19 protein-coding genes and 2 riboswitches are annotated in these 22,937 nt (G+C 65.1%); of the genes, 10 read left to right on the plus strand and 9 right to left on the minus strand.

The window, feature by feature from the left end; genetic code table 11:
* The first annotated feature begins 15 nt into the window (after positions 1-15).
* Positions 16-235, plus strand: a riboswitch (cobalamin riboswitch).
* A gap of 37 nt (positions 236-272) precedes the next feature.
* From BCCGELA001_RS14795 to cobT, 3 genes are read left to right on the plus strand one after another with little or no spacing between them, the layout of a single operon-like run.
* Positions 273-950 (plus strand): energy-coupling factor ABC transporter permease, encoded by a 678-nt coding sequence (locus BCCGELA001_RS14795; RefSeq protein ID WP_008554413.1) that lies wholly within the window; start codon positions 273-275, stop codon positions 948-950.
* Positions 951-996: 46 nt separating this feature from the next.
* Positions 997-1,746 (plus strand): precorrin-6A synthase (deacetylating), encoded by a 750-nt coding sequence (gene cobF, locus BCCGELA001_RS14800; protein ID WP_060737658.1) that lies wholly within the window; start codon positions 997-999, stop codon positions 1,744-1,746.
* Between the two features lie 10 nt (positions 1,747-1,756).
* Complete coding sequence (gene cobT, locus BCCGELA001_RS14805) at positions 1,757-2,809, plus strand: nicotinate-nucleotide--dimethylbenzimidazole phosphoribosyltransferase (protein ID WP_060735647.1); 1,053 nt, start codon at positions 1,757-1,759, stop codon at positions 2,807-2,809.
* Here the strand turns inward: cobT and BCCGELA001_RS14810 are convergent.
* On the minus strand, positions 2,802-3,374 hold the full coding sequence (locus BCCGELA001_RS14810) for a histidine phosphatase family protein (RefSeq protein WP_008565725.1): 573 nt from the start codon (positions 3,372-3,374) through the stop codon (positions 2,802-2,804). The genes cobT and BCCGELA001_RS14810 overlap by 8 nt on opposite strands.
* 74 nt (positions 3,375-3,448) lie before the next feature.
* Positions 3,449-3,652: riboswitch (cobalamin riboswitch) on the plus strand.
* Between the two features lie 190 nt (positions 3,653-3,842).
* On the opposite strand from BCCGELA001_RS14810, the gene BCCGELA001_RS38145 reads away from it, so the two are divergent.
* From BCCGELA001_RS38145 to BCCGELA001_RS14845, 7 genes are all read left to right on the plus strand, one after another.
* Positions 3,843-6,116, plus strand: coding sequence for a TonB-dependent receptor (locus BCCGELA001_RS38145; protein ID WP_008554424.1), 2,274 nt, complete (start codon positions 3,843-3,845; stop codon positions 6,114-6,116).
* 12 nt (positions 6,117-6,128) lie between these two features.
* A complete protein-coding gene (locus tag BCCGELA001_RS14820; RefSeq protein WP_060735649.1) occupies positions 6,129-7,580 on the plus strand; it encodes a PepSY domain-containing protein in 1,452 nt (483 codons plus the stop codon).
* Positions 7,581-7,762: 182 nt separating this feature from the next.
* On the plus strand, positions 7,763-9,367 hold the full coding sequence (locus BCCGELA001_RS14825) for an ABC transporter substrate-binding protein (protein WP_060735650.1): 1,605 nt from the start codon (positions 7,763-7,765) through the stop codon (positions 9,365-9,367).
* A gap of 17 nt (positions 9,368-9,384) precedes the next feature.
* Entirely contained in the window at positions 9,385-10,326 is a 942-nt protein-coding gene (locus BCCGELA001_RS14830; protein ID WP_060735651.1) for an ABC transporter permease, read from the plus strand.
* The gene (locus BCCGELA001_RS14835; protein WP_060735652.1) at positions 10,323-11,246 is read left to right on the plus strand and encodes an ABC transporter permease; all 924 of its coding nucleotides are present in this window, start codon (positions 10,323-10,325) and stop codon (positions 11,244-11,246) included. Before BCCGELA001_RS14830 ends, BCCGELA001_RS14835 begins: the two co-directional genes overlap by 4 nt.
* Before the next feature lie 43 nt (positions 11,247-11,289).
* Positions 11,290-12,279, plus strand: coding sequence for an ABC transporter ATP-binding protein (locus tag BCCGELA001_RS14840; RefSeq protein ID WP_008554461.1), 990 nt, complete (start codon positions 11,290-11,292; stop codon positions 12,277-12,279).
* A complete protein-coding gene (locus BCCGELA001_RS14845) occupies positions 12,276-13,268 on the plus strand; it encodes an ABC transporter ATP-binding protein (RefSeq protein ID WP_060735653.1) in 993 nt (330 codons plus the stop codon). The genes BCCGELA001_RS14840 and BCCGELA001_RS14845 overlap by 4 nt, the downstream gene beginning before the upstream one ends.
* Before the next feature lie 23 nt (positions 13,269-13,291).
* On the opposite strand, the gene BCCGELA001_RS14850 is transcribed toward BCCGELA001_RS14845, so the two are convergent.
* From BCCGELA001_RS14850 to BCCGELA001_RS14885, 8 genes are all read right to left on the minus strand, one after another.
* The gene (locus BCCGELA001_RS14850) at positions 13,292-14,500 is read right to left on the minus strand and encodes an ABC transporter substrate-binding protein (protein WP_008554475.1); all 1,209 of its coding nucleotides are present in this window, start codon (positions 14,498-14,500) and stop codon (positions 13,292-13,294) included.
* A 33-nt stretch (positions 14,501-14,533) separates the two neighbouring features.
* Positions 14,534-16,273 (minus strand): class I adenylate-forming enzyme family protein, encoded by a 1,740-nt coding sequence (locus tag BCCGELA001_RS14855; protein WP_060735654.1) that lies wholly within the window; start codon positions 16,271-16,273, stop codon positions 14,534-14,536.
* 419 nt (positions 16,274-16,692) lie between these two features.
* A complete protein-coding gene (locus BCCGELA001_RS14860; RefSeq protein WP_060735655.1) occupies positions 16,693-16,980 on the minus strand; it encodes a YciI family protein in 288 nt (95 codons plus the stop codon).
* A 71-nt stretch (positions 16,981-17,051) separates the two neighbouring features.
* Positions 17,052-18,026 (minus strand): sugar ABC transporter substrate-binding protein, encoded by a 975-nt coding sequence (locus tag BCCGELA001_RS14865; RefSeq protein WP_060735656.1) that lies wholly within the window; start codon positions 18,024-18,026, stop codon positions 17,052-17,054.
* Between the two features lie 42 nt (positions 18,027-18,068).
* Positions 18,069-19,046: an ABC transporter permease gene (locus BCCGELA001_RS14870; protein ID WP_008554487.1), complete on the minus strand. Its 978-nt coding sequence runs from the start codon at positions 19,044-19,046 to the stop codon at positions 18,069-18,071.
* Positions 19,043-19,993 (minus strand): ABC transporter permease, encoded by a 951-nt coding sequence (locus BCCGELA001_RS14875; RefSeq protein WP_008554488.1) that lies wholly within the window; start codon positions 19,991-19,993, stop codon positions 19,043-19,045. Before BCCGELA001_RS14875 ends, BCCGELA001_RS14870 begins: the two co-directional genes overlap by 4 nt.
* Positions 19,986-21,509, minus strand: a complete 1,524-nt coding sequence (locus BCCGELA001_RS14880) for a sugar ABC transporter ATP-binding protein (RefSeq protein ID WP_060735657.1) — start codon at positions 21,507-21,509, stop codon at positions 19,986-19,988. The genes BCCGELA001_RS14875 and BCCGELA001_RS14880 overlap by 8 nt, the downstream gene beginning before the upstream one ends.
* Positions 21,510-21,519: 10 nt before the next feature.
* A complete protein-coding gene (locus tag BCCGELA001_RS14885; protein ID WP_060735658.1) occupies positions 21,520-22,914 on the minus strand; it encodes an FAD-linked oxidase C-terminal domain-containing protein in 1,395 nt (464 codons plus the stop codon).
* Positions 22,915-22,937: the final 23 nt, after the last annotated feature.

Below are 22,937 nucleotides of genomic sequence, written 5' to 3' on the forward strand. Positions count from 1 at the left end.
AGGCTCTGCGAAAGGGGCACAGAGGAGAGGCATGGTGCTCGACGCGGCGCAAAGCGCCGGAGCATAATCGGGAATGGGGATGGGCGGACCCAGTTGCGGCGCCCAAAACCCCAGCCGCCCCCGCGACTGTAAGCGGTGAGGGGCTCCGATCAGCCACTGGGCCGCGAGGCACGGGAAGGCCGGAGAACCCCAGTGAACCGCGAGCCAGGAGACCGGCCGTGCATGTTTTGAGGCCAAGGCCGTCGGGTGTGACGGCAGGAAGGATCTGAGCCATGCATATCGAACCAGGATTGGTGACGGGCGCCAAGCTCGCATTGAGTTACGCAACCGGCATCGCCGCAGGCGGCGTTGCCTTGAAGCTCGCAGTCGAAACCGTGCGCGAGCAGGGCATCGGCTCGTTCGCCGCGCGGACACTGGCCACGACGGCCCTCGTGTTCGTCTTCTTCGAGATCCTGCCGCACTTCCCGGTCGGGGTGTCAGAGGTGCACTTCATCCTGGGCTCGACCTTGTTCCTGCTGTTCGGCGCTGCGCCCGCCGCCTTCGGTCTCGCCTTTGGCTTGCTGCTTCAGGGCATGCTGTTCGAGCCGGTGGACCTGCCGCAATACGGCATGAACGTCACCACGCTGCTGGTGCCGCTGTTCGCGATCCAGGCGATTGCCACGCGCATCATTCCGCGCAACACCGCCTATGTCGATTTGAAGTACGGTCAGGCACTGGCGCTGTCGACCACCTATCAAGCGGGTGTTGTCGCCTGGGTGGCGTTCTGGGCGCTCTATGGCTCAGGCTTCGCGATGAGCAACCTCGCCGACATCGCGACCTTCGCGGCCTCCTATGCGCTGGTCATCGTGATCGAGCCGCTGGCTGATCTTGCCGTGCTAGCATTGGCGAAGTCCGTGCGCGGCGTCACCGCGCCCGGCTTGGTCACCCCGCGCCTGCACAACGCGGCGTAAGAGATCCAGCGAGGGGCGGCCGGTGCGGCCGCCCTTTGCGCTCGTCATGCTCACGCTCTCCTTGATAGGCATCGGTTGCGGCGATCCCGGGCAGCTCACGCGCGCCGCAATCGCCGCCATCAACGCGGCCGATCTTGTCCTGATCCCGCGCAAGGGGACGGCGAAATCCGACCTTGCGGATTTGCGGCGGACGATCTGCGCGGACGTGCTCACCAGCGACAAGACGCGCATCGCCGAGTTCGATCTTCCGGTGCGGGACGCGGGCGAGGCGGATTATCGCAAAGGCGTGGATGATTGGCACGATGCGGTCGCCGCGACCTGGTCGCAGACGATTGCAGATCATCTCGAAGGCGATGGCAAGGTCGCGTTGCTGATCTGGGGCGATCCTTCGCTCTATGATTCCTCGCTGCGCATCGCACGGCGGCTCCATCCGTTGCCTGATATCGAGGTCGTGCCCGGGATCACCTCGATTCAGGCGCTGTGCGCGGCGCATGCGCTGCCGCTCAACGACATCGGCGAGCCGTTCCTGGTCACGACGGGCCGCCGCCTGCGCGAAGGCGGCTGGCCGCAGGGCGTCGACACCGTCGTGGTGATGCTCGATGGCGGCACGGCCTTTCAGTCGCTCGATCCGGCCGGTCTTCACATCTGGTGGGGCGCCTATCTCGGCATGCAGGATCAGATCATCTTGTCCGGCGCGCTGGCCGAGGCCGGTCCGCGCATCGTCGCGCTGCGGCAGGCAGCGCGCGAGCGACACGGCTGGATCATGGACAGCTACATTCTCAAGCGCCTGACGTAAGCGAGGCAGCATGCTCCCCGAATGGGTCTTTCGACAGTGCCCCGAAATCTCCGCGGCTCATCGCGAGGCGGCAGTGGCGCGGCAGGCGCAACTGACGAAGCCGACCGGCGCGCTCGGGCGGCTGGAGCAGCTCGCCATCGAGCTTGCGGGCCTGCAAGCAACGGAGCAACCGCGCGCCGCGCGCGTGCCGATCATCGTCTTCGCCGGCGATCACGGTATCGTCGCGCAGGGCGTCTCGGCCTATCCGCAGGAAGTGACCATCGCCATGATGGCGAATTTTGCCTCCGGCGGCGCCGCGATCTCGGTACTGGCGCGCGAGCTCGGCTCCAGCCTGGAGGTGGTCGACGCCGGCACGCTGGCGTCAGAGGAGATGACGGGCGTCGTCACGGACAAGCCGCGCTCCGGCACGCGTGATTTCAGTGTCGAAGCTGCGCTCACGCCTGTCGAGCTGGCATTCGCAGTCGACGCGGGTCAACGCGTCGTCGCGCGCGCAGCCGCCAATCAGCCTGATCTGCTGATCTTCGGCGAAATGGGCATCGGCAACACCACGGCGTCGGCCGCGATTGCGGCAAGCCTGCTCGGCATCAGTGCCGAGGAAATCGCCGGCAGCGGCACCGGCATCGATGCCGCCGGCCGCGCTCACAAGGCGCGCGTGATCGACGCCGCGATCGCGCGCCATGGCATTGCGGGGGCGTCGCCCGAAAAAATCTTGCGCGCGGTCGGCGGTCTCGAGATCGCGGCGATCTCAGGCGCGATCATCGCAGCCGCGCAAGCCCGCATTCCCGTTTTGATCGACGGCTTCATTGTCTCGGTCGCAGCGCTGGCAGCGGTGCGGCTCAACCCGTCGTGCCGGCCGTTCCTGCTGCCGTCGCACCAATCGGCGGAGCAGGGGCATCGGCTGGTGCTGCGCGCGCTCAACGTTCAGCCGCTGATCAGCCTCGATCTCAGGCTCGGCGAAGGCTCCGGCGCTGCCATCGCATTGCCGCTGGTGCGCCTCGCCTGCAGCCTCCACAACGGCATGGCGACATTCGCGCAGGCCAACGTGCCGGATAGGCCTAGCTGACACGCTGATTGACGGAAACGACGCGCCAGCCGCTCGCGAGCCGATCGATCCGGCTGAGCGACAGCGGATCGATCACGAAGCGGAGCGCTGCCGCGGGCGTGAGATCGAGCGCGATGCACAGCGCCGCGCGGATCGTGCCGGAATGCACGACGAGCGTCGCCGAGCCCGGGCCGATCCGCGAGAGTCCAAGCCGGACACGCGCGACCTGATCCTCAAAACTCTCGCCGCCCGGCGGCCGCCCGCGCGCCGGATCGCGCCAGAACCGCGCATAGGCCTCCTCGCCCTCTGCGCTGATGTCGTCATGCCGACGGCCGGTCCATTCGCCAAAATCCTGCTCGCTGAATTCAGTCATCAACTCGGGCACGAGCCCCAGCGCCTGCGCGGTCTCGACCGTGCGCCGCGACGGGCTGGCATAGCTCGCGGCGTCTTTCGGCAGGCGCTGCCGTAGGGCCTGCAACTGCGCGAGATCGCCGAGATCAGCCGGCGCGTCGGCCGCATGGATCGTCCCCTTGATGCCGTCGACCGGCGCATGCCGTATCAGCCAGAGGAAGGTCTCACCTTCCATGTGCTCGTCTCCAAGGAAGTTGGTCAGTGTGGCCACAGCGCCTCAACTCGCACATTGACTCTGTCTCCACGGCAATCCTAGATGCTCGCGACGGTTTTCCCGAGAGGGAATGAAAAGGGAATGCGGTGCGGGGCAGATTGTCCCCAATGCCGCGGCTGCCCCCGCAACTGTAAGCGGTGAATCCTTCGTCGGAAAGCCACTGGGTCCTCGGTCCCGGGAAGGCGACGAAGCGGTCACGACCCGCGAGCCAGGAGACCTGCCGTCAGCCGTGGTCACACGCGAAGATGTCGGTCGGGGAGTACAGACATTCGGCTTCATCGGACGGCTGACAAGCCCAGGATGAGACCTCGTTCGCGGTGACGTGCCACTGACGTCATACCGAGGCCCAACGTGTCTTCCATCCCTAGTGCACGACTCCGCAAGTTCCTGTTCGCCTCTGCATCCCTTACGTGGCTCGCCCTTGTCGATATGCCGACCGCCCTGGCGCAACAGGCGCGCGAGCTGCTGCCGCCGGTCGAAGTGTCGCCCGCTCAATCCCGCAAACAGGCAAGGCCAGTCGGTCGGGAGGCGCAGAGCGCAAGCCGTGCGCCTGCGCGCCGGCCGGCAACCGCAGCACCAAAGCCCGTCGTCCCGACTGCCGCGGCGCCAACGCCGCTCAACTGCAATGCGGTGGCTGAAAGCGCCTCGCGGCTCGGCCTTACGGTGCGGCAGACCCCCGCGACCGTCGAGGTGATCTCGGCCGAAACCATGCGCGAGCAGGGCTATCGCACCGTGTCCGAGGTGGTGCAAGGCGCGGTCGGCGTTACCTCCGGCGACAACCCGGCCGAACCTTCGGCCTTCTCCATGCGCGGCTTCACCAACAGCCAGATCAACACGCTCTACAACGGCATCAAGATCGGCCCGCAGAACATGACCTCGCGGATCGTCGACACCGCCAATCTGGAGGCGGTGGAATTCCTGAAAGGCCCGGCCTCGCTGATGTCGGGCGAGGGCGCGGCCGGCGGCGCCATCAACTTCGTCACCAAGCAGCCGTACACCGGACCTGTCAGGAACGAAGCCAATTTTTCATGGGACACGCTGAACTCGTTCCGCGCGCATTACGGCTCGGGCGGCAGCACCAATGTTCAAGGCCTTGACTACCGCTTCGACATCAGCCGCTCCACCCTCAACGGGTTTGCCGACGACACCAACGTCAAGACTTTCGGCACGTCCGGCCAGCTCAACTATAGCGTCTCCGACAGCCTCAAGATATGGGGCGCGATCGAGTACCGGGAGGATCGCTCGAAAGCCTATTGGGGTGCACCGCTGGTGCCGGTCGCCTATAGCGGCTCGCATGCCACGAGCGGCATCGTCTCCGGCAATTACGTCTCGAACTACAACGGAACCAATCTCGGGCCCGTCACCATCGACGACCGCACCTTCAACACCAACTACAACGTTCTCGACAACCGCAACGTCGCGCAGGAGGTCTGGCTGCGCGGCGGCTTCGAGCTGAAGCTGGCGCCTGACCTGACGCTGAAGAACCAGGCCTATGGCTATGGCGCGGAACGGACCTGGTTCAACAACGAGATCCAGGCCTTCAACTCCACCACCAACCTGGTCGATCGCGAGCGCTTCTATGTCGCACACAGCCAGCGTCTGGTCGGCAACATCACCGACCTGATCTGGGATGCGAATATTGCAGGCTTCGACAATCGGCTGGTGACGACGCTCTCGTCGAGCTATCTCGATTTCGTCAGGCCGGGCGCCGCAAACTTTCCCAGCGATTCCGTTTCGCTGGTCGATCCCAACCGTGGCTTTTACGGCCTGCTCACGACACAGCAGCAGACGGCGCGCATCGACAATCAGGCGCTGTCGTTCGAGGACCGGCTGAAGCTGACGCGCAGCTTCGCGCTGATCGGCGGCTTGCGCGTCGAGCATATCGGGCTCAATCGCAATTCGACCGACGTCAACGGCCTGGTGAAGGCGGGCTTTCCCTTCACGAAAGACTGGGCACCGGTAACGGGACGCATCGGCTACACCTGGGAGGCCATTCCCGGCCTGACCTTCTACAGCCAATACGCCACCGGCGCCGACGTCGCAGCCAACAACATCTTCCTGCTCACGCCCACTCAGCCGCTCGATCTGACCACCGCGCGCACCTACGAGACCGGCGTCAAGCACCTGTTCTGGGACAACAGGGCAGAGTGGTCGTTCTCCGCCTACGACATTCTGCGCAAGAACGTCTATGCCGCGGCCGGCGGCATGCAGCTCAACATCGCGGGCCGGCAGGAATCCAAGGGCGTCGAACTCGCCGCTTCGGTGCGGCCGATCGAGCCGTTGCGGCTGTGGGGCAACATCGCCTATGTCGATGCGCGCTATGCCGACTACAATTTTGTCGGCGGCTCGTTCTCCGGCAACACGCCGCCGAACGTGCCGCGCATCGTCGCGAACGCCGGCGCATCGTACCGATTTTTCACGCCCTGGCCGCTGGAGCTCGGCATCATCGGCCGCCACGTCGGCGACCGTTACAACACGGACGCCAACGTCGTGACGATGAAGGCCTACTCGGTCGCCGAAGTCTATGCCTTCGTCGACATCCCCAGAACCGTGTTCAATGCCGTCGACCAGGCCCGCCTGACGTTCCGCGTGCGCAACATCACCGACAAGCGCTACGCGATCTGGGGCGATCCATTCTATCCCGATCAGATCCTGCTCGGCGCGCCGCGGACCTATGAGATCTCGGCGGCATTCAAATGGTGAGGCCGTGAGCGCATGATGGGCGTGATCGTCCTGTTGCACCGCTGGCTCGGGATCGCGTTCTGCCTGCTGTTCGCGATGTGGTTCGCGACCGGAATCGTGATGCACTTCGTTCCGTTTCCGTCCCTGACGGAAGCCGAGCGATTTGCCGGGCTCGCGCCCCTCGATGGCAGCGAAACCAGGGTATCTGTCGCAGACGCCGTGGCGGCGAGCGGCATCGCGGATGCCACGCGTGTTCGGCTGATCCAGCGGAGCGATGGTGCGGTCTATATCGTGTCGGGACCATCCCGTTCGCGCGCGGTCCATGCTTCCGACGGCCGGGATGCATCGGTGACATCCGGCGATGTCGTACTCACCATTGCGCAAGTTCATGCCCGACAGCGCGGGCGCGACGCCGCACGCGCCGCGATCGTCGCGCGATCGGACTACGATCATTGGAGCGTGCCGAACGGTTTCGATCGCCACAGGCCCCTGTTTCGCGGCGCTCTCGGCGATGCCGCGGGAACGGAATTCTACGTCTCGTCGCTGACCGGCGAGGTCGTCCTCGATACGACGCGCAGCGAGCGCGGCTGGAATCTCGTCGGCAGCGTGCTGCACTGGATCTATCCGACGGTTCTGCGCAGCAATTGGTCTCTTTGGGACCGTGTGGTCTGGACCTTGTCGCTGCTGGCCCTGATCGCGGCCGTGCTGGGGACGGTGCTCGGGATCGCGCGGGTCAGGTTTCGCAACGGGCAGATCTCCACGCCTTACCGCGGCTGGCATGCGCTGCATCACCTGATCGGCCTCGCAGCGACGATCTTCGTCCTATCCTGGATCTTCAGCGGCTGGCTGTCGATGGATCACGGCCGGCTGTTCTCACGCGGGCAATTGACTCCGACTGAGGCCGGTGTGTTCGACGCCGCGCCATCGTGGAGCGATGCCGCATCGCTCGAGCGGCAAGCAATATCGCCGTCGGCGCGCGAGATCGAATGGTTCGCCTTCGGCGGCCATGTCTATCGGCGCGATCGGGTCGCGCTCGGCCGCCAGACGTTGATCGGGGCAGGGGATGCGCCGCGTGATGGACCGGCGGGATTCCTCGGCATGTACGAGGTTCAGGCACTTGCGGGGCGCCTTGCAGCCGGATGCGGCACGCCGTTCGCCCTCCTTGATGATGACGACTATCCGGCGCGATCCACAATGCCGGGTGCACCGGTCTACCGCATGCATTGCGATGGCGGCCTCTGGTTCGACATCGATGGCGCCGACGGGCGCGTGCTGCAAAGGCTGGATGCGTCGCGACGGGCTTATCGCTGGGCCTACAGCGCGCTGCATACGTTCGACGTTCCGGCCCTTTTGGCACGCCCATTTCTGCGCGACGTCCTGATCGTCGGCCTCTGCACGGTCGGGCTGGTGTTCTCCATCACCGGCATCGTCATCGGCTGGCGCCGCTTGCGCAATCGGACAATCCCCAAGAGGAAAAAGCCCTGACCCGGCGCGCGGGACGATGCGCCGTTTGCTCACGGCAGCGTCAGCCAGGACGCGCGAGTCCCACCCCAAATCGCGCTGGCGAAGGCGGAATTAGTGGCATACCATTTGCAAGCCAATGGGCTCTGGTTTCACCCGCCCTTGGCCAATGATGGCCGACATCACGGCAATAATGGGAGGACTTCATGGATCGCAGGACCGTATTGAAGGGACTGGCTGGCGCGGGCGGTCTGGCATTGACGGGCGGCCTCGCGGCGCCTGCGCTCTCGCAAGGTGCCTCCGCGCGCACGCTGCGATTCGTGCCTCAGGCCAACCTTGCCAATTTCGATCCGATCTGGGGCACCCAATATGTGGTGCGCAATGCCGCCGCGATGGTGTGGGACACGCTCTACGGCATCGATGCGCAACTCCAGCCGCAGCGGCAGATGGTCGAGTCCGAGGAGACCTCAGACGACGGCAAGACCTGGACGTTCAAGCTGCGCCCCGGCCTCAAGTTCCACGACGGCGAGCCGGTGCTGGCCAAGGACGTCGTCGCCAGCCTGTCGCGTTGGGCCGCGCGCGATCCGATGGGCCTGATGATCATCCCGATCCAGCAGGAATTGACCGCCGTCGATGACCGCACCTTCAAATGGGTGCTGAAGCAGCCGTTCCCGAAAATGCTCTACGCGCTGGCCAAGAACAACGCGCCGTGCTCCTTCATCATGCCCGAGCGCATTGCCAAGACCGATGCCTTCAAGCAGATCACCGAATATGTCGGCTCGGGTCCGATGAAGTTCGCGAAGGGCGAGTGGGTCCCGGGCGCCAAGGCCGTGTTCGAGAAGTTCGCCGACTACGTCCCGCGGCAGGAGAAGGCATCCTGGCTCGCCGGCGGCAAGCAGATCATGGTCGATCGCATCGAATGGATCGTGATGCCGGATCCCGCGACCGCGGCGGCCGCATTGCAGAACGGCGAAGTCGACTGGTGGGAGAACCCGATCGCCGATCTCGTGCCGGTTTTGAAGAAGAACAAGAACATCAGCGTCGATATCGGCGATCCCCTCGGCAATATCGGCTCGTTCCGCATGAATCATTTGTTTGCGCCGTTCAACGACGTGCGGGCGCGGCGCGCGGTGCTGATGGCGCTGAACCAGGAAGATTACATGCGCGCGATCGTCGGGGACGACGACGCCCTGTGGAAGCCGCTCCCTGGTTTCTTCACCCCAGACACGCCTGTTTACAACGCGCTGGGCGGCGACGTGCTCAAGGGCAAGCGCGATTTCGATGCTGCCAAGAAGCTACTGGCAGAGAGCGGCTATTCCGGCCAGCCGGTGACGTGCCTGGTCGCGCAGGACCAGCCAATCACCAAGGCGCAAGGCGACGTCACTGCGGATCTTCTGAAGAAACTCGGTATGAATGTCGACTTTGTAGCCACCGATTGGGGTACAGTCGGCTCCCGCCGCGCTCAGAAGACGCCACCGGGGCAGGGCGGTTGGAACATGTTCCATAGCTGGCATGCCGGCGCCGATTGCATCACGCCGGCCGCCTACACCGCAATTCGCGCCAACGGCGACAAGGCCTGGTTCGGCTGGCCCAATAGCGTGAATACCGAGAAGGAGATCGCGGGCTGGTTCGACGCCAAGAGCGTCGACGAGGAGAAGGCGGCGATCGGGCGGGTCAACAAGGCGGCGATCGAGGATGTCGTCTATGCGCCGACCGGTTTCTTCCTGACCTACACGGCCTGGCGCAAGAACGTTTCGGGCATCACCAAGGGGCCGCTGCCGTTCTTCTGGGGAGTGTCGAAGTCCGCATGATCGCGCGCTGAAGCCATATGCTCTCTTACATCCTCCGTCGCATCGTCGCGACCGTGCCGGTGATGGCGATCGTCGCGCTGTTCGTGTTCAGCCTGCTCTACATCGCGCCGGGTGATCCCGCCGTGGTGATCGCGGGCGATCAGGCTAGCCCGGAGGATGTGGAGCGCATCCGCCAGAGCCTCGGCCTCGATCGTCCGTTCCTGGTCCAGTTCGGCAGCTGGGTCTGGCGCATCCTGCACGGCGATCTCGGCACCTCAATCTTCACCAACCTGCCGGTGTCGGCAATGATCGGCCAGCGGCTCGGACCGACGCTGTCGCTGATGATCATCACCCTGCTGCTGACGATCGTGGTGGCGGTGCCGCTCGGCGTGGTGGCGGCGTGGAAGGCCGGCAGCCTGATCGATCGCGTCATCATGGGCTTTGCCGTGTTCGGCTTCTCGCTGCCCGTCTTCGTGGTCGGATACATGCTGGCCTACATCTTCGCGCTCGAACTGGAATGGCTGCCGGTGCAGGGCTACACGCCGCTCAGCTCGGGCTTCTGGCCGTGGCTGGAGAATTTGATCCTGCCGGCGATCGCGCTCGGCTGCGTGTATATCGCGCTGGTCGCGCGCATCACCCGCGCGGCGATGCTTGAAGTGCTGCAGCAGGATTATATCCGCACCGCACGCGCCAAGGGCCTGGGGCAGGGTGGCATCCTCTTCATTCATGCACTGAAGAATGCGGCGGTGCCCATCGTGACCGTGATCGGCATCGGCATCGCGCTGCTGATCGGCGGCGCGGTGGTCACAGAGAGCGTGTTCGCGATCCCCGGCCTTGGCCGGCTCACGATCGATGCAATCCTGCGCCGCGACTACCCCGTAATCCAGGGCATCGTGCTGCTGTTCAGCTTCGTCTACGTCCTCGTCAATCTGATGATCGACGTCATCTACACGCTCGTTGACCCGAGGATCCGCTATTGACCGATACGACCGTCAATCCGCAATCGCTCCCGGCCGGTCTCGTCGTCGCGCCGCAACTGCCCGAGATCCTCCGGCCGGTCACGATCCGGCGCGGCTTCGTCGGGCTGCTGCGCGGCCATCCCACCGTTGCGATCGGCGGCGCGCTGCTGCTGATGCTGGTCCTGATCGCGATCTTCGCGCCTTATCTCGGAACAGTCGATCCGACCGCGCTCGCGCCTGCCAAACGCACGCGGGCGCCGTCGGCCGATTTCTGGTTCGGCACCGACGTGCTCGGCCGCGACATCTATTCGCGCGTGCTGTTCGGCGCGCGGGTCTCGCTCACCGTCGGACTGTCAGTTGCCATATTCGCGTCTATCGCGGGCCTCGCCATCGGCATGGTCTCCGGCTTCATCCGCTGGGCCGACGGCATCCTGATGCGGTTCATGGATGGGCTGATGTCGATCCCGCCGATCCTGCTCGCCATTGCGCTGATGGCCTTGACGCGCGGCAGCGTCGGCAACGTCATCCTCGCCATCACCATCGCGGAGATCCCACGCGTCTCGCGCCTCGTGCGCAGCGTGGTGCTGTCGCTGCGCGAGCAGCCCTATGTGGACGCGGCGGTCGCCTGCGGCACGCGCACGCCCATGATCATCCTCCGCCACATCCTGCCCAACACGGTGGCGCCGATGCTGGTGCAGGCGACTTATATCTGCGCCAGCGCCATGATCACCGAGGCGATCCTGTCCTTCATCGGCGCCGGCACGCCGCCGACCATTCCGTCCTGGGGCAACATCATGGCCGAAGGCCGCGCGCTGTGGCAGGTCAAGCCCTACATCGTGTTCTTCCCGGCGGCGTTTCTGTCCGTCACCGTGCTCGCCGTGAACCTACTCGGCGACGGCCTTCGCGATGCGCTCGATCCGCGCATGGCCAAGAGCCTGTGATGTTGCCTGTGATGTTGTCTGTGATGTCGCGAGGCTGACCACGATGGCGCTGCTCGAAGTCGATAACCTCCAGACCCATTTCCGCACTCCCGGCGGCATCAACCGCGCGGTCGACGGCGTGTCCTTTCACGTCAACGAGGGCGAGACGCTGGCCATCGTCGGCGAGTCCGGTTGCGGCAAGTCGGTGACCTCGATGTCGCTGATGCGGCTGATCCCGGAACCGCCGGGCAGGATCGCGGGCGCGATCCGCTTTGCGGGCAGGGACCTCCTAAAACTCTCCGATCGCGAGATGCGCACCATCCGCGGCAACGACATCTCGATGATCTTTCAGGAGCCGATGACGAGCCTGAACCCGGTGCTCACCGTTGGCCGCCAGATCCGCGAGACTCTGATGATCCATCAGGGGCTGGATAAGACCGCCGCGGAGGCGCACGCGATCGAGATGCTGACGGTGGTCGGCATCCCCGAGCCCAAGCGGCGGGTGCGCGAATATCCGCACCAGCTCTCCGGCGGCATGCGCCAGCGCGTCATGATCGCCATCGCGCTCGCCTGCAATCCGAAGCTCCTAATTGCGGACGAGCCGACCACGGCGCTCGACGTGACGATCCAGGCGCAGATCCTCAAGCTGATGCTGGACCTCAAGCGGAGGGTTGGCGCCGCCATCATCCTGATCACCCATGATCTCGGTGTCGTTGCCGAGATCGCCGAGCGCGTCATGGTGATGTATGCCGGACGCAAGGTCGAGGAGGCACCGGTGGCCGAGCTGTTTCGCTCGCCGCGCCATCCCTATACGCAAGGGTTGTTGGGTGCCGTGCCAAAGCTTGGCTCTTCTCTCGCCGGGACGGCGACGCGGCTCGCCGAGATTCCGGGGCAGGTACCTGACCTGCGCAAGCCTATCATCGGCTGCGTCTTCGCAGGTCGCTGCGCGCTTGCGACCGATCTCTGCCGACAATATGCGCCGGGGCTCGAAGAGAAGGGACCCCGTCACGTCGCCGCCTGTCACTATGCGGCCAAGGGAGCCATCGCGGCATGAGTCCTCCGCTGCTCCAGGTCAACGACCTCAAGAAGCATTTTCCGGTCAAGTCCGGCCTGTTCGGCCGCAAGTCCGAGTTCGTCTACGCCGTGGACGGTGTGTCATTCGAGATCGCGCGCGGCGAGACGCTATCGCTCGTCGGCGAGTCCGGCTGCGGCAAGTCGACGGTCGGCCGCGCCATCCTGCGGCTGTTCGACATCACCGCGGGGCAGGTCATCCTCGACGGCCAGCGGATCGACGACGCGGCGCCGAGCACGATGCGCCAGATGCGCCAGCGCGTCCAGGTGGTGTTTCAGGACCCGTTCTCGAGCCTCAATCCGCGCATGCGCGTGCGCGACATCCTGGCCGAGCCGATCCGCAATTTCGGCCTCGCCAAATCGGCGGAAGACCTCGAGGTGCGCGTCACCGCGCTGATGGACACCGTGCGTCTGCCGCGCGAGGCGCTGAATCGCCGGCCGCACGAGTTCTCCGGCGGCCAGCGCCAGCGTATCGGCATCGCGCGGGCGCTCGCGGCGGAGCCCGAACTGATCGTCTGCGACGAGGCGGTCTCGGCACTCGACGTCTCGGTCAAGGCGCAGATCGTCAATCTGCTCCAGGATCTGCAGCGCGAGTTCGGCCTTGCGCTGCTGTTCATCAGCCATGATCTCGCGATCGTCGAGCACATGACCCACCGCGTCGCCGTGATGTATCTCGGCAAGATCGTCGAGGTCGCCCCACGTCGCGAGATCTTTGCGGCACCGAGACATCCTTACACCAAAGCGCTGCTCTCCGCGGTGCCGCTGCCCGAGCCCGGCGCCCAGCGCAATCCCATCATCCTCAAGGGGGACGTGCCGAGCCCGATCAATCCGCCGCGCGGCTGTCGCTTCCACACCCGCTGCCCGCTCGTCTTCGATCGCTGCCGGGTCGAAGAGCCGGTGCTGCGCGCGACGGGGCCCGAGCAGTGGGTGGCCTGTCATCTCGAGGAGGGGGCGCCGGCGACGGCCGGATAGCCGTCGCCGCGCATCGATCGCGCTTACTCGACGGTCACCGCCGTGACCTGGACCCAGTCATTCCCGTCGAACTTCTGAACGACCAGCCGCTTGAACGGAACGTAATTGTCCGGCGTCGTGTTGTAGGTGGTGCCGGGCAGCAGCGAGGGCGCCGGCACGTTGTTCAGATGCGTGGCCTGGTACAGCAGATTCTCGCGCGTCAGATTGTCCCCGCAGGCCTCGATGATCTTTCCCATGATGTAGGCGAACGAATAGACGGCAAAGCCGATCTCGTTCTTCGGGTCTTCGCCCGGAAGATACTTCTTCATGAAGGCCTGATAGGCGACGACATCAGGATCTTCGGCCCATTTGGGGCTCGACACCTGCTTGTAGGGCGTCGCTGCAATGATGCCATTGACGGAATCGAGGCCGGCCGCTTCCAGGAACTGCCGGCCGACCGACGGGCTGACGACAAGCTGCATCGCCTTCCAGTCGAGCTCATGGGCCTTCTTCATCGATTGCGACGCGGCCTTGCCGAGCGAGACGTTGAAGAACACGTCGGCGCCTGATGATTTCAGCTGCGCGACCTGCGAATCCATCGTGGGGTCGGTCAACTCGTAGGTAACCTCCTTGACGATCATGGTGGAGGCCTTGTCGCCCAGCCCCTTCTTGAACCCGGACACGTAGTCGCGGCCGAAATCGTCGTTCTGCATGAGAATGGCGACCTTCGCGTCCGGCTTCACGGACAGAAGGTACTTTGCGAGGATCTCGCCTTCGGTGCCGTAGAGATGGAACGCCGGCGTCGACCATTTGAACGCCTTTGGCTGGTTCCACTTGTTGGCGCCGGTCGAGACCAGCAGCTGCGGAATGCCTTTGCTGTTCAGGTATTTCTGCACGGACGATTGTGCCGCGGTGCCGGATGAACCGAACAACGCGAGTACACCGTCGCTCTCGACCAGCTTGCGGGTTTGTTCGACGGTCTTGGGCGGCGAGAAAGCGTCGTCGAGCGAGATCAAATTGATCTTGCGGCCGTTGATGCCGCCTTTCTCCTCGTTGAGCATCTTGAAATAGGCGACCTCGGTGCGGCCCTGGATGCCGTGGATCGAGAGGGGGCCGCTATAGGGCATGGTCTGGCCGAGCTTGACCTCGGCATCCGAGGCGCCTTCGTCGTACTTCTTCTCGGCCGCAGCGACGCCGGTCGCGAAAAGGAGCCCGGCTGACAGGACCGCCATGGCCGACAACAGTCTCTTCATTTCATCCTCCCGATCTTGTTTGTTACTTCACCCTTATCCGGGTGTACTTGCCTTTGCGGCGAGTTCTTCGCGAAGCTGCCGCTTGACGATCTTGCCGCTCGCGGTGCGCGGAAGCTCATCGACGCGGATATCGACATGGACCGGCAGCTTGAAAGCGGCGAGCCTGGGGCGCAGATGCTCGATCACCTGGTCCGCAGTCAGGCCCGATCCGGCCCTCGCGCGCACGACGGCGCCGACGAGCTCGCCGAGCACGCGATCGGGGATGCCGACAATGGCGGCTTCGAAAATGTCAGGATGCGCGAGCAGGGCGTCCTCGATCTCGACGCAATAGACGTTCTCGCCGCCGCGGATCAGCATGTCCTTGGCGCGGTCGAGCAGATAGACAAAGCCCTCCGCGTCCATCCGGACGATGTCGCCGGTGCGGTACCAGCCGTCGTGGAACGCAGCCGCCGTCGCCTGCGGATTGATCCAGTAACCCTTCACGACGTTGCCGCCGTAGATTTCGAGCTCGCCGATGGCGCCGATGGGCAGTGTGTTTCCGGCATCGTCAATGACGCGCAGGTCGCATCCGGGTACGGCCGGTCCCACGGAGTCGGGGTGCGCGAGATAATCCTCGGCACCGTTCGAGGTCGAGACCGAGGACGTCTCGGTGGCGCCATAGCCTGTAGCCCCGAACTTGCCCGGAAACAGCGCGGCGACCTTGCGGGTCAGCTCCGGCGATGCAGCGGCGCCACCGTAGGAGAGACCTTCGAGGCTTGAAACGTCGCGCCGCTCGAAATCCGGCGACTCCAGCAATTGCCACGTCATCGACGGCACGCCGGACATGCCGTTGATTCGCTCGCGCTCGATCAGTTCGAGCGCCGCTTCCGCATTCCATTTGTACATCAACACGATCTTCGAGCCGTTCGCTAGGGCCGGAATCATGATCGAGTGGCAGCCCGTGACGTGGAAAAACGGGACCGGAAGCAGAACCGCCTTCTGCGCCTCCTGCGGCGCGGGCAGAGGATCGCCGCGCCGGATCGCAGCGCGTGCGCCCGAGAACGTGATGTTCACGAGGTTGCACATGATGTTGCGATGCGTGCCCAGCGCGCCTTTGGAGCGGCCGGTGGTTCCCGACGTGTAGAGGATGGTCGCGTCGTCGTCGGGATGGATGTTCCGGTCGGGCGAAGCCCGGTCCGGCAGGGTGCCGTATTGCGACGGCGCCCCGATCAGATCCTCCAGCGCGGTCGCTTCGCCCAGAGTTTCCGGCGCAGCTCGTACCGCGATCAGGGCGGCGGCGTGATCGGCCATCAGCGGCTTGAGGCGCGCCAGCCTCTCGCCGTCGACGACGGCGATGCTCGCGCCGGAGTCGCGCAGGCCGTAAGCAAGATCCTCCCCGGTTCCCCAGGCATTGAGCGGCACCGCGATGGCGCCGATGATCGTTGCCGCCCAGAACGCGATCGGCCATTCCGGAAAATTCCGCATGGCGATGGCCACGCGGTCCCCCTTCTTCACGCCGTAATCTTCGGCCAACCGCCGCGCCAGCGCGGATGCCGCGCGATAGTGTTCGGTGAAGGAGAGCCGCTCGTTCTCGAAGACGATGAAGGTGCGATCACCCCACGTCTTGCTAGCCTCGAAGATCGTGCGGAGGTCGCGGTGGGCTTTTTTGTAAACCCGGACGGGACGACCAGCGACGTCGATCGTTTCCATCTCGAACGGCGCGCCGGGAGCTGTGAGGATGCGGTAGGTTTCGTCGAGCGAGACCGCCGGCCATTCGGGTCGCCCGCTTGTCACGAGAGAAACCTGCGAGGCGAGATCACGAGTGACGGCATGCGCTTCCCTCCGCTGAACACGGCTTGTTAAGCACCGAGCATTGTTGGCGCGACGCAATCCTCGTCGCGCGCCAAAAGCTTGGGTGATACGGAAGAGTCTGACTTGCGCTGACCTGCTGGCGAGCCCTCATCAAAGCGGGAGGGGTGATATGCAGCCGGCAGCTAGTGAGCGTGGACGCACTCCGACGCCGTCCGTCGCAACGGCGGTGTCCTTGCATCAAGCCTGGATGAAGACGCGCAGGACGGGCAATCCTGCGACGATGCCATTATGCCCCTGTTTTGCCCGACGGGTCAAAGCTGACTGAGTCGGAAATTCGTAAGTCAAAACAACCGCATTCTACTGTGCATGGGGTTGTTTTCGCACTTTTGATGTGGCCGGCCTCAGCCCTGCCGGCGCAGGAAGCCCGTGATCGTCACTTTCTCCCAGATGCCGGCCGCGGCAAAGGGATCGGCGCGGTTGAAGGCTTCGACCTCGCTACGGCCAGGCGCCTCGATCAGGAACAGGCTGCCGATCATCGTCTGGCCGTCGTCGGAGACGAGCGGGCCCGACATCACGATCTGGACGCCGAAGCGCGAGGTGTCGCTCAGGAAAGCCTTGTGGGCGTCGTAATTGGCGAGCCGGGTCGGCAGCGCCCCGGCGCGGTCGACGGCGTGAATGGCGAACAGCATGGTGTCTCCGTGTCTTGCTTCGATTCTTGGGACGGCCGCAGGCGCGGCCGTCCGGTTTGGTGATGATTGGTTTATTTCGCGCTGAGCTTGCCGGCGTCCTCGAAGGTCGGGCAGGTCCGCTGCTCCAACGGCACGTTGAACGGTTGGTAATTGTCCTTGGTGATGACGGTCGGCTTCAGCACGATCTCGTTGATGACCGGCTGACTGCGCAGGGAGCGGATCGCCATCATGGTGCCGAGGCAGCCTTGCGCGAATCCGTTGTAGTCGCCGCTCGCGAGCAGCTTGCCGGATTTGATCGCGTCGATCGCCTCCTTGGTGCCGTTGATGCCGATCACCTGCGCCTTGCGGTTGGCGCCGTCGAGCGCCTCGATCGCGCCGACCGCCATGGCGTCGTTGGCGGCGAGCACGCCGTCGATCTGCGAATTCGACTGCATCAAATTCTCCATCACCTGGAGCGCCTGGAGCCGCTGGTAATTGCCGGGCTGCGAGGCCAGCAACTTGGCGCCGGGAGCCTCCTTCAGCGCGTCGTTGAAGCCGCGGACGCGGTCGACATTGGTCAGCGAGCCCTTGACGCCCTCGATGATGACGATGTTGCCCTTGCCGCCGAGCGACTTGAGCAGGAAGCGCGCGGTCTCCAGGCCAAGGCTGTAATCGTCGGCGCCGACAAAGGATAGGAACTTGCCGCCGGCCGATCGGTCGGTGATGTTGACGACGGGGATCTTCGCTTCGTTGATCTTCTCGACGCCCGGCACCATCGCCTTGTAATCGACCGGCGTGAACACGATCGCGCTCGGCTTCTTCACCACGACGTCCTCGATCTGGCTGAGCTGCTCGGGGATCGAGTCCGGCTTGGTCGGGATGTATTGCAGCGTCTTCGCGTTCAGCGACTTCGCCATGTTGTCGGCTCCGACCCGCACCGTCTGGAAGAACGGGTTGGTCTGGTTCTTGGTGAAGACGGCGATGGTCTCGCCGTCCGCATTTGCTTGCGTGGTGAACGCAGCCGCCATCAGCAGCGGCAGCGTCATATAGCCCAGTTTCCGTTTCATGTTGCCTCCATCCCTCATTTTGCTTGTTGGAACTCTAGTAACTCATTGCGTGCGGCGGCGCGTCTTCATGTCGAGCCAGACCGCGAGGATGACGATGACGCCGGTGACGAGCGGCTGCCAGTTGGCGCTGACCGAGAGCAGGTTCATGCCGTTCAGCACCAGGGTCAGGATCAGCGCGCCGATGAACGTGCCGAACACGGTGCCGACGCCGCCGAACAGCGAGGTGCCGCCGATCAGCACGGCCGCGATCGCCGGCAGTGTCAGGCTCTCGCCGATATCGGCCTCGGCCGAATTGAGCCGCGACAGGAAGATGATCGAGGCGAGCCCGGCCATGGTGCCCGAGACCGCATAGACCAGCATCAGGCGGCGCGCGACCGGAATGCCGGAGAGCCGCGCCGCGACCGGATTGGCGCCGATCGCATAGATCTCCTGGCCCCAGATCGTGCGCTGTGCGAAGAACGTCCCGATGCCGAGGAACACCAGCAGCAGATAGATCGGGATCGGCAGGCCGAACAGATAGCCGCTGCCGATCTGGCGGAAGCCGGTGGGGAAGCCGTGCAGGGTCTCGCCCGCCATGTACCAATAGGTGAGGCCGTTCAGCACCCAGAGCATGCCGTAGGTGGCGATGAAGGAGGGGATGCGGAGTGCGGTGACCATGATGCCGTTGAGCAGGCCAACGATGCCGCCGCAGGCAAGCCCGGTGAGGATGCCGAGGGCCGGCGAGCCGGTCTTGTGGATCACGGTGCCGGCGATACAGGCGGAGAGGGCGACATTGGCGCCGACGGAGAGATCGAGGCCTGCGGTCAGCACCACCAGCGTCAGGCCGGAGGCGATGAAGAAGGTCAGGCTCGCTTGCCGCAGCACGTTGAGGATGTTGCCGAGGCTCAGGAAGGAATCGCTGAGCACGGCGAGGACCGCGCAGATCAGGAGCGCTGCAAGCAGCCGGTAGAACAGCTGGATCGCGTCCTGCGACAGGAAGGAGCGGGGCGGCGCGATGGCGTCCTTGGTGATGTCGGTCATGCGCGGCTCCTGAGGCCGTCGAGGAACAGGGCGAGGATGACGAGCACGCCGACGCTCGCGACCTGCACGGAGGATGGCAGCGAGATCAGGTTCAGCCCGTTGCGCAGCACGCCGACGGAAAGGACACCGAGCAGCGTGCCGAGCAGCCAGCCATTGCCGCGCTCGAACGAGGTGCCGCCGACCGCGACGGCTGCGATGGCGTCGAACTCGAGCCCGAGGCCGGCGGTGGGGTGGCCGGAGTTCATCCGCGCCGTCATCAGGAGGCCGGCGATGCCGGCCATCGCGCCGCCGATTGCGTAGACCGCGATGAGCAGCTTGTTCGGTGAGAGACCGGCATAGCGTAGCGCCTCGCGGTTGCCGCCGAGCGCGAAGATGTAGGTGCCGAAGCGGGTGTGATAGAGCAGGCCGTGGAACACCGCATAGGTCACCACCGCCATCACGATCGGAACGGGGATGCCCAGAAGCGTCGCCGAGTAGATGTCGCGCACGCTGTGGGGGATGCCGACCACGCTCTGGCCGTCGCTGACGATCAGCGACAAGCCCTGCGCCATGCCGAGCGTGCCGAGCGTCGCGACGAAGGGCGGGATGCCGACGATCGCGACCAGCCAGCCGTTGGCGACTCCGAAGGCCGTGCCGACCAGCAGGCCAACCCCCAGACCCAGCAACATCGAGTGGGTCGCGAGCGACACGATCGCGACGCAGAGCGAGGTCAGCGTCAGCACCGCGCCCATCGACAGGTCGAGCCCCTCGGTCATGATGATCAGCGTCATCGGCAGCGCGAGCATGGTCAGGATGGTCGACTGCACCAGCACGTTGGAGAGGTTGGCGACGGACAGGAAGCCGGGCGCGATCACGCTGAACAGCGCGATCAGCAGGACCAGCACCATGGCAACGCCGGGAATGCGCTGCAGCGGATTGGGTTCCGAGACGATCGCGGCTTCACGCATGATGCATCCCCAGTCGCACGATGTTCTCCTCGGTCAGTTCGTTGCGCGTCAGGTGTCCCGCGATGCGGCCCTCGCGCATCACATAGGCGCGGTCGCAGACATGGCAGATCTCGACCTGCTCGGACGAGATCATCAGGGCGGCCGCGCCTTCCGCGACAAGGCGGTCGATCAGGGCAAAGATCTCCGATTTGGCGCCGATGTCGATGCCGCGCGTCGGCTCGTCGAAGATGAAGAGCTTCGAGCCGGCCGCCAACCATTTGCCGATCACGACCTTCTGCTGATTGCCGCCCGAGAGCAGGCCGATGGTCTGGCGCGCGCTCGGGGTTGCAATGCGCAGCTGGCGGATCAGGCCGTCGGATGTGCGCAGCGCAGCGCGCTGGTCGAACATGCCGCTCGGGAACAGCTTGCGCAGCGCCGACACCACGAGATTGTCGCTCACCGAGCGCAGCAGCGCGAGGCCCTCGCTCTTGCGGCTTTCCGGGATCAGCGCGATGCCGCGACGGGCGGCAAGGTCGGGCTCCCCGGAAATGGTCTTGCCGTCGAAGATGATCTCGCCCGACGTCACGGGATCGGCGCCGAAGATGGCGCGCGCGACCTCGCTGCGGCCGGAGCCGACCAGGCCGCACAGGCCGACGATCTCGCCCCGGCGCACCTCGATGTTGATGTCGGAGATGCCGGACGCCGCGCTCAGGCCCTTGACCTCGAGCAACACGTCCCCGGGCTTGTCGGCAAATTTGCGCGGATAGGTCATGTCGACGTTGCGGCCCACCATCATGCGCACAAGCTGGTCCGGCGTGACGTCGGCGGGCTGGACACCGTCGATGCGGCGGCCGTCGCGCAGCACGGTGATGCGATCGCCGAGCGCGAACACTTCGGCCATGCGATGCGAGATGTAGACGATCGAGACGCCGTCGGCCTTCAGCCGCCCGATCAGCGCGAACAGGAGTTCGGTCTCGCGGTCGGACAGCGCCGCGGTGGGCTCGTCCATGACGAGGATGCGGGCGTTCTGGCTGATCGCCTTCGCGATCTCGACCATCTGCTGCTGCGCCACGCCGAGCTTGTCGACGGTGGTGGAGGGATCGATGTCGAAGCCGATGGTGCCGAGCACGCGCCTTGCGTCAGCCAGGATCTGGCGGCGGTCTATGGTGCCGGGGACGCGGCCCTTCGGCTCGCGGCCGAGAAAGATGTTCTGGGCGATGTCGAGATAGGGGACGAGCGAAAATTCCTGGAAGATCACGGCAATGCCGAGCTTCTGTGCATCGGCGGTCGAGGAGATCGCGACCTTCTCGCCCTTGTGGTAGAACTCGCCGGCGTCGGCGCGGTAGGCGCCGCACAGCACCTTCATCAGGCTCGACTTGCCGGCGCCGTTCTCGCCCAGCAGCATATGGACCTCGCCGGGGTAGACGGCAAAGGACACGTCGTCCAGCGCCTTGACGCCGGGAAACTCCTTGCTGATGCCGCGCAGCTCCAGCAGCGGGACGGGCGAGGTGACCTCGATCGGAAGCGCGTCGCTCATGACTTGTTGCTCATGTCTTGGCTCCGCTCGCAAAGATCTTGCCGGGGTTCATCAAACCATTGGGATCGAGTGCGGCCTTGATCGATCGCATCACGTCGACGGCCTCGCCGAGCTCGTCGGTGAGATAATCGATCTTGCCGAGGCCGATGCCGTGCTCGCCGGTGCAGGTGCCGTCCATGGCGATGGCACGGGCGACCATGCGGGCCTGCAGCGCCTTGGCGCCTTCGGCTTCCTCGGGCCTAGCCGGATCGATCAGGATCAGCATGTGGAAATTGCCGTCGCCGACATGGCCGACGATCGGTGCGGTAAAGCCGTGCTCGTCCGCGTCGCGCCGCGTCTCGGTCAGGCATTCCGCCAGCCGCGAGATCGGTACGCAGACATCGGTGATCACGGCGCGCGCGCCGGGCCGCAGACCGAGGCCGGCATAGAGCGTGTTGTCGCGGGCGTGCCAGAGCCGGCTGCGATCTTCCGGCGCCTTTGCCCAGGCAAAGCCGTGACCGCCATGGTCGGCAGCAATCGCCTGCGCGGCCTCGGCCTGCTCGGCAACCGAGCTTTCGGAGCCGTGAAATTCGAAGAAGAGGGTCGGCGCCTCGCGATAGCCGAGCTTGGCGTAGGCGTTGATGCCGCGCATCATGACGTCGTCGAGCAGCTCGATGCGCGCGACGGGGATTGCGGACTGGATCACGGAGATGGCGGTGTCCACGGCGTCGTGCAGGGTGTCGAAGCTGCAGACCGCGGCCGAGATCGCCTGCGGTACCGGGTGCACCTTCAGCGTGATCTCGGTGATGATTCCCAGCGTGCCCTCCGCGCCGACGAACATGCGCGTCAGGTCGTAGCCGGCCGCCGACTTGCGCGCGCGCCTCGCGGTTCGGATGACGCGGCCGTCGGCCAGTACCACCTCCAGCGCCATGACGTTGTCCTTCATGGTGCCGTAGCGCACCGCCATCGTGCCGGAGGCGCGTGTCGAGGTCATGCCGCCGATCGAAGCGTCGGCGCCAGGGTCGATCGGGAAGAACAGGCCGGTGTTGCGCAGCTCCGCGTTCAGTTGCTTGCGCGTGATGCCGGGCTGCACCACCACGTCCATGTCGCTGTCGTGCACCGCGAGCACCTTGTTCATGCGCGCGAAGTCGAAGCAGACGCCGCCCGCGACCGCGGCCGCATTGCCTTCGAGCGAGGTGCCGGCGCCGAACGGGACGATCGGCATGCCTGCGCCGGCGCAGAGTTTGACGATCTCGGCGACCTCCTGCGTGGTCTCAGGAAAGACCACGATGTCGGGCGGCAGGCTCTGATAATGCGACTCGCTCTGCCCATGCTGATCCAGCACGCCGCGCGCGACGCTCGCGCGCGAGCCGATCATGCCGGTGAGGCGCTCGGCCAATATGCCCGTGCTGACCCGCGGTCCCATCCTCAGCTCCCGTCTGCTCCCTG

Origin of the sequence: Bradyrhizobium sp. CCGE-LA001, from assembly GCF_000296215.2 — a bacterium.
GTDB lineage: Bacteria > Pseudomonadota > Alphaproteobacteria > Rhizobiales > Xanthobacteraceae > Bradyrhizobium.

Excerpts from the sequence above, each read along its gene's own strand:
- BCCGELA001_RS14795 (WP_008554413.1), top strand. The coding sequence starts at position 273 with ATGCATATCGAACCAGGATTGGTGACGGGCGCCAAGCTCGCATTGAGT.
- cobF (WP_060737658.1), top strand. The coding sequence starts at position 997 with ATGCTCACGCTCTCCTTGATAGGCATCGGTTGCGGCGATCCCGGGCAG.
- cobT (WP_060735647.1), top strand. The coding sequence starts at position 1,757 with ATGCTCCCCGAATGGGTCTTTCGACAGTGCCCCGAAATCTCCGCGGCT.
- BCCGELA001_RS14810 (WP_008565725.1), bottom strand. The coding sequence starts at position 3,374 with ATGGAAGGTGAGACCTTCCTCTGGCTGATACGGCATGCGCCGGTCGAC.
- BCCGELA001_RS38145 (WP_008554424.1), top strand. The coding sequence starts at position 3,843 with ATGCCGACCGCCCTGGCGCAACAGGCGCGCGAGCTGCTGCCGCCGGTC.
- BCCGELA001_RS14820 (WP_060735649.1), top strand. The coding sequence starts at position 6,129 with ATGATGGGCGTGATCGTCCTGTTGCACCGCTGGCTCGGGATCGCGTTC.
- BCCGELA001_RS14825 (WP_060735650.1), top strand. The coding sequence starts at position 7,763 with ATGGATCGCAGGACCGTATTGAAGGGACTGGCTGGCGCGGGCGGTCTG.
- BCCGELA001_RS14830 (WP_060735651.1), top strand. The coding sequence starts at position 9,385 with ATGCTCTCTTACATCCTCCGTCGCATCGTCGCGACCGTGCCGGTGATG.
- BCCGELA001_RS14840 (WP_008554461.1), top strand. The coding sequence starts at position 11,290 with ATGGCGCTGCTCGAAGTCGATAACCTCCAGACCCATTTCCGCACTCCC.
- BCCGELA001_RS14845 (WP_060735653.1), top strand. The coding sequence starts at position 12,276 with ATGAGTCCTCCGCTGCTCCAGGTCAACGACCTCAAGAAGCATTTTCCG.
- BCCGELA001_RS14850 (WP_008554475.1), bottom strand. The coding sequence starts at position 14,500 with ATGAAGAGACTGTTGTCGGCCATGGCGGTCCTGTCAGCCGGGCTCCTT.
- BCCGELA001_RS14860 (WP_060735655.1), bottom strand. The coding sequence starts at position 16,980 with ATGCTGTTCGCCATTCACGCCGTCGACCGCGCCGGGGCGCTGCCGACC.
- BCCGELA001_RS14865 (WP_060735656.1), bottom strand. The coding sequence starts at position 18,026 with ATGAAACGGAAACTGGGCTATATGACGCTGCCGCTGCTGATGGCGGCT.
- BCCGELA001_RS14870 (WP_008554487.1), bottom strand. The coding sequence starts at position 19,046 with ATGACCGACATCACCAAGGACGCCATCGCGCCGCCCCGCTCCTTCCTG.
- BCCGELA001_RS14875 (WP_008554488.1), bottom strand. The coding sequence starts at position 19,993 with ATGCGTGAAGCCGCGATCGTCTCGGAACCCAATCCGCTGCAGCGCATT.
- BCCGELA001_RS14880 (WP_060735657.1), bottom strand. The coding sequence starts at position 21,509 with ATGAGCGACGCGCTTCCGATCGAGGTCACCTCGCCCGTCCCGCTGCTG.
- BCCGELA001_RS14885 (WP_060735658.1), bottom strand. The coding sequence starts at position 22,914 with ATGGGACCGCGGGTCAGCACGGGCATATTGGCCGAGCGCCTCACCGGC.